Source organism: Prevotella conceptionensis 9403948, from assembly GCF_000312305.1.
Lineage (GTDB): Bacteria > Bacteroidota > Bacteroidia > Bacteroidales > Bacteroidaceae > Prevotella > Prevotella conceptionensis.
Genome location: NZ_HE999453.1, coordinates 14,665 through 20,214 on the forward strand (window position 1 = coordinate 14,665; position 5,550 = coordinate 20,214).

The following is a 5,550-nucleotide window of genomic DNA, read 5'->3' on the forward strand; positions in this document are numbered from 1 at the left end:
GCGCAACCCGAATTGGCGGCTCGCGGATATAAGTTTTGCCACATAGAAGGTCCCGACCGTCGCGGCATCGACTGCGCATTGCTATACAACCCTGCACTTTTCACCGTGCGCAACGTTAAACTTGTGCCCTACGTGCAAAGCTTGGAGAAGGATAGCGCTTTCTACACACGTGGCTTTCTAACGGTGAGTGGCACGCTGGCAGGCGAACATGTAACAGTGGTGGTATGCCATTTGCCCAGTAGGTTTAGCGATTCTTTCTATCGTGAGCAGGGCGCCAGGCAAATCTTGGCCATTCGCGACTCCGTTCAACGCGAGGATAAAGATTGCAAAGTGTTGGTGATGGGCGACATGAACGACGACCCGATGGACAAAAGCATCAGCCAAGGCCTGCATGGAAAGGCCAACATGAGCGAGGTGGGCCAGGGCGATATGTATAACCCTTGGTACAATGTGCTGACCAAAGAGGGGGTGGGTACGTTGCAATTTCAGGGCTCGTGGAACTTGTTCGACCAGATATTGCTCTCTAAAAATCTGCTCTGCGCCAATGGCTCGAAAGACTATTCCACACTTAAATATTGGAAAAACCAAATATTTAAGCGCGATTACCTCTTCCAAACCGAGGGCAAGTATAAGGGAATGCCTAAGCGAACAACGGCCGGTGGCGTGTGGCTCGATGGTTTTAGCGACCACCTTCCCGTGGTGGTTTATCTGGTAAAAGAGAAAGAGTAGCAGGCGGACAAACCTTTATAGCGTTAAATGTTGCGTTAAACAACAATGGTAGAACAACACCCTTTTAAACCTTTCTTGCCCAAAGGATGCAAGCTGTTGATGCTGGGCAGTTTCCCACCTTCGCCAAAACGATGGTGCATGAACTTCTTTTACCCCAACTTCACCAACGACATGTGGCGCATTTTTGGTTTGGCGTTCTTCGCCGACAAGCAACACTTCGTGGACGAGGCCAACAAAACGTTTAAGCTAGACGAGCTGAAAGCCTTTCTTACTGCAAAAGGCGTGGGCATTTACGATACGGCAACGGCTGTTAACCGCACCACGGGGACTGCCGCAGACAAGGACCTTGAAGTGATAGAACCCACCAACCTTGACGAACTTTTGCTGCAAGTGCCCGATTGTAAGAATGTGGTGGTGACGGGGCAGTTGGCTGCCGATGTGCTTAGGGCGCACTTCAACATTGCCGAACAGCCAAAAGTAGGGGCGTATGTTCCGTTTAGTTTTCAACCCGACGGCCGCGAAATGCGGCTCTACCGCATGCCCAGTTCTTCGCGTGCCTATCCGCTTAAAGTGGAGAAGAAAACCGAATGGTACAAGGCCATGTTTGACGAAGTGTTGTAGTAATGGGCTTATGGACGTGAACTAAATTGTAAACAGGACAACAATATCCACACGATAAAAGTATAACATGATGCAAAAGACAACGATAATTGGTGTCGCCGGCGGTACAGGTTCTGGCAAAACAACGGTGGTGAAGAAAATAGCAGAGGCGTTGCCACCCCATTATGTGGCGGTGGTTCCACTCGATTCGTATTATAACGACACGTCGGACATGACCGAAGAAGAACGTCATGCCATCAACTTCGACCACCCCGACGCTTTCGATTGGAAACTGCTGACCAAGCATGTTAACGACCTTCGCAGTGGGGTAGCCATCGAACAGCCCACATATTCGTACTTGCTTTGTAATCGCTTGAAGGAGACCATACACGTAGAACCAAAGCCCGTTATCATCATCGAGGGCATCATGACCTTGCTGAACAAACGCTTGCGCGACATCATGGACTTGAAAGTGTTTGTTGATGCCGACCCCGACGAGCGGTTGATACGTAACATTCAGCGCGACACCATCGACCGCGGCCGAACGGTTTCGATGGTGGTGGAACGGTATTTGGAGGTGCTCAAACCCATGCACGAGCAGTTTATCGAACCCACCAAACGCTATGCCGACCTGATTATACCGCAAGGTGGCGAAAATGAAAAGGGTATCGGCATATTGTGTAGCTATATCGAGGGGCTTGTTCCTGTGGAGTAAGTCCCCACAAACAACTCGTTAACTTGTCAACTTATTAGCCTATCAACTTGTCGTCTTTTACGCCTGTAAAATCTCATTTTGCTTGCGGTAAATCAATAAAAATTGCTAAACGCCTTGTTTTTTTGTATGAAACTATTGCAAAGTAATTGCTTTTGTGTTATCTTTGCAATATAATTAGAGAAAAGAATATTAATTTAGAAAATCAGTTTTAGCAATGAAGAAGATTATACTAGCGTCTATCATGATGCTTTCTATTGGGATAACAGGCTGCGCAAGTAGTCAAGAATTTAGTGAATTGAAAACCCAACAGAAAGCTTTGAAGTTGCAAACGCAGCTTACCAACACCCAATTGCAATACGAAAAGGCAATAGCTTCGCTAGCCGAACTAAGAAAGAAGGCAGCCGATGTCAATGCAGAGGCTAATGCAAGTGTGGTTACTGGGTTGAGTACTCGTGATGCCGAGGCTACCGCCAAGGCAGCCAAGGCTAGGGCAAAAACGCTTAAAGAAGTAACCAAGATGAACAAGAAACTGGCCAAGGAGCAGAAGAAGGTGGAGAAACTAGAAAAGAAAATGGAAAAGCTTCAAGACAAAATTTCCAAGCTGAACCAAAAAGTTGAGTTTGTTGGAGGTTGGAGATAAGCTCCATTAGATTCTTGTTTAAGAAGTAATAAGGCAGGGTGAGGGGTATTCCTCGCCCTGTTTTCGTGTTATGCTGGTTCTGGAAATTAGCTTTGTTGGCTTTAAATCTAGTAGTTGAATGGCTTGTATTGCTGATAATTAGTGATACAACCCATAGCCGTTCCCACCAATCATCCTTTCTTCCGCCTGCTCTTTACGGGTTGCTCCCTTGTTTGTTTCAATCTTTTTTTATAACTTCGCAGTTGGTTAAGGCGGTTTCGATTGAAACCGTTTGCAGCTAGATGTAACAAGACATGATAGACAGAGCAACCATAGAGAAGATACAAGAGGCAGCCAACATCGTGGATGTGGTTTCCGAGTTCGTAACCCTGCGCAAGGCTGGGGCGAACTATAAGGGGTTGTGCCCGTTTCATAACGAGCGCACACCGTCGTTTATGGTGTCGCCTGCGCGCGGCATTTGCCATTGCTTTGGTTGTGGTAAGGGTGGAACACCCGTGAGCTTTATCATGGAACACGAGCAAATGACCTATCCGGAGGCATTGCGGTGGTTGGCCAACAAGTATCATATCGAAATTAAGGAACGCGAACTGAGCGACGACGAACGACGTGAACAGAACGAACGCGAAAGCATGTTCATCGTTAACGAGTGGGCGGCTAAACACTTTGAAGACACGTTACACAATAATGTAGACGGCCTTGCCATCGGCATGCAGTATTTTAGGAGCCGCGGTTTCAGAGACGACATCGTGCGAAAGTTTCGCTTGGGGTTCGACCTTAATGACAGAGAACTACTGGCGCGCACGGCAATAGACAAGGGATATAACGTAGATTTCTTGGTAAAGACGGGCCTTTGCTATCGTACCGACGACGGACGGTATGTCGATCGCTTTGCCGGGCGTGTTATTTTTCCGTGGTTTGGCGTTAGCGGAAAGGTGGTTGGCTTTGGCGGAAGACTGCTCGACTCGCGCACAAAAGGCGTACAACAGAAGTACGTTAACTCGCCCGACTCGGACATTTACCATAAAGACCACGAACTATATGGCATTTTTCAGGGCAAGAAAGCCATTGCCAAAGAAGATTGCGTGTACATGGTGGAGGGCTATACCGATGTTGTTTCGATGCACCAGTGTGGCGTTGAGAACGTGGTGGCTAACTCTGGTACGGCCCTTAGCGTGCATCAGATACACACGTTGCACCGCTTTACCTCGAACATCGTGTTGCTTTACGATGGCGATGCGGCTGGCATACACGCCGCCTTACGTGGAACGGACATGCTGTTGGCCGAGGGCATGAACGTAAAAGTGTTGCTTTTCCCCGATGGAGACGACCCCGACAGCTTTGCCAGAAAGCACAATGCTGAGGAGTTTAGAAAGTATATTGCCGACAATCAGACCGACTTCATACAGTTTAAAACGCGGGTTTTGCTCGATGGCGTAACCGATCCTGCTCGCCGTTCGGAGGCAATCTCATCCATCGTGCAGAGCGTTTCGGTTATCCCCAACCAAATTTTGCGCGACACCTACTTGCACGATTGCGCCCAACGACTGGGTGTGGCCGAAACAACGCTCATCAATAGCATGAACCGATATATACGCGAAAGCCGCGAAAGGCGGTCTACGGAAACGTCGCGTGCGGTTCAGCAGGTCGTGCAAGCAGAACCAAAACCCACCATTCAGACGGTTACACCGCTGCAACAGGCGGCGAAGGTGGAGCGTATGTTGGTGGAACAGGTGGTGAAGTACGGCGAACGGATTGTGCTGCGCAACGTGGAAGATGAGGATGGAAACTTGCTTAACCTCACCGTGGCGCAGTTTATTCAATACGATTTCATGCAAGACGAGTTGGCGTTTCAACATCCGCTATTTAACAGAATATTGCAAGAGGCGGCCGAAAGGAGCATACATCCCGACTTTAAAGCTGAGCCTTACTTTGTGCATCACGAGGATATTGAGCTGAGCAAGCTGGCAACCGAACTGTGCATGGACCCGTATCAGTACCTAAAACTGAAACAACCCGAACCCATCCATCCGCTAGACGAGGAAGAGAAACGACTGAAAGAAAAGGAGAAAGAGGACGAACTGCGCCAACGAACGGTGCATTTGCTGCTCGATTTCCGCCTTGATTATGTGGAGCATCGCCTAAAAACACTGCAAACGGAGATTGCACAAGCGGCCAGCGACCCTGAAAAACTGATGCAACTAATGGCCGAATTTAAGGACATGCAGACAATTCGCAACGAGTTGGCACGGCGATTGGGCAGCGAAATTATGGTTTAGCAAGGTGAAGTTTTGGGGCGTAATCCGCTGAGCAAGGACGTTTCTGCGTGATATGATGATGGAGTTTAGGCGTTTGACGAGCCTAAACTTCTTTGTTTAGAAGGGTTTGTGGCAATGCCCAACCCTCACTTTGTTTGCCTGTTGTAAGGCCTTTGTTGAGCAGTAGACTTTGGTTGTGAGCTGTACAAACTTTTTGTAGGCAGGCTACAAACGGCTTGTACTGCCAGTACAAAATGCTTGTAGCCTGCCTACAAAGTGCTTGTAGCACCACTACACGTGACTTGTAGTGGTAGGCTTTCTTTTTATCTTTGGTTTATTTCCCATCCCATCACCGCCGACACCAAGGGAACGAGTGTCATGCAGAGCTTCTGCTGCCCTGAATAGTTGGGATGGTAGCTTGCGCCAAGGTCTTTATCCACGGTAATAATGCCTGGCATGAACTCGGCAAAGTGCACATCCTTGTGCGCAGACAGACGTTGTTGCAGCACCTTAAAGCTTGCAGAGAGGTACGCGCCTGCCGAATGGGGGCGAATGCAGATAACGGGGATGGGGCCATATTGTTTGCGAACAAGCTCGATAAGCCTAATGTA

The 5,550-nt window shown here is 48.6% G+C and carries 5 protein-coding genes and 1 pseudogene; 5 read left to right on the top strand and 1 reads right to left on the bottom strand.

Going from position 1 to position 5,550, the window contains the following annotated elements; translation table 11 throughout:
• From BN93_RS13755 to dnaG, 5 genes are all read left to right on the top strand, one after another.
• Nucleotides 1–729 (top strand): endonuclease/exonuclease/phosphatase family protein (locus tag BN93_RS13755; RefSeq protein ID WP_044260912.1); only part of this gene is annotated, 729 nt, incomplete at its 5' end.
• Nucleotides 730–774: 45 nt separating this feature from the next.
• Nucleotides 775–1,350 carry a uracil-DNA glycosylase family protein gene (locus BN93_RS13760; RefSeq protein WP_019188899.1) on the top strand — a complete coding sequence of 192 codons (576 nt, stop codon included), beginning with the start codon at nt 775–777 and terminating at the stop codon, nt 1,348–1,350.
• 70 nt (nt 1,351–1,420) lie between these two features.
• Nucleotides 1,421–2,044 carry a uridine kinase gene (gene udk, locus BN93_RS13765; RefSeq protein ID WP_198007534.1) on the top strand — a complete coding sequence of 208 codons (624 nt, stop codon included), beginning with the start codon at nt 1,421–1,423 and terminating at the stop codon, nt 2,042–2,044.
• Between the two features lie 214 nt (nt 2,045–2,258).
• Nucleotides 2,259–2,684, top strand: coding sequence for a hypothetical protein (locus BN93_RS13770; RefSeq protein WP_044260914.1), 426 nt, complete (start codon nt 2,259–2,261; stop codon nt 2,682–2,684).
• 293 nt (nt 2,685–2,977) lie between these two features.
• Entirely contained in the window at nt 2,978–4,960 is a 1,983-nt protein-coding gene (gene dnaG, locus BN93_RS13775) for a DNA primase (protein WP_019188902.1), read from the top strand.
• Nucleotides 4,961–5,262: 302 nt separating this feature from the next.
• Here the strand turns inward: dnaG and BN93_RS13780 are convergent.
• Nucleotides 5,263–5,550, bottom strand: a pseudogene (locus tag BN93_RS13780) (SGNH/GDSL hydrolase family protein); the annotation flags it as partial.

Excerpts from the sequence above, each read along its gene's own strand:
- BN93_RS13760 (WP_019188899.1), top strand. The coding sequence starts at position 775 with ATGGTAGAACAACACCCTTTTAAACCTTTCTTGCCCAAAGGATGCAAG.
- udk (WP_198007534.1), top strand. The coding sequence starts at position 1,421 with ATGCAAAAGACAACGATAATTGGTGTCGCCGGCGGTACAGGTTCTGGC.
- BN93_RS13770 (WP_044260914.1), top strand. The coding sequence starts at position 2,259 with ATGAAGAAGATTATACTAGCGTCTATCATGATGCTTTCTATTGGGATA.
- dnaG (WP_019188902.1), top strand. The coding sequence starts at position 2,978 with ATGATAGACAGAGCAACCATAGAGAAGATACAAGAGGCAGCCAACATC.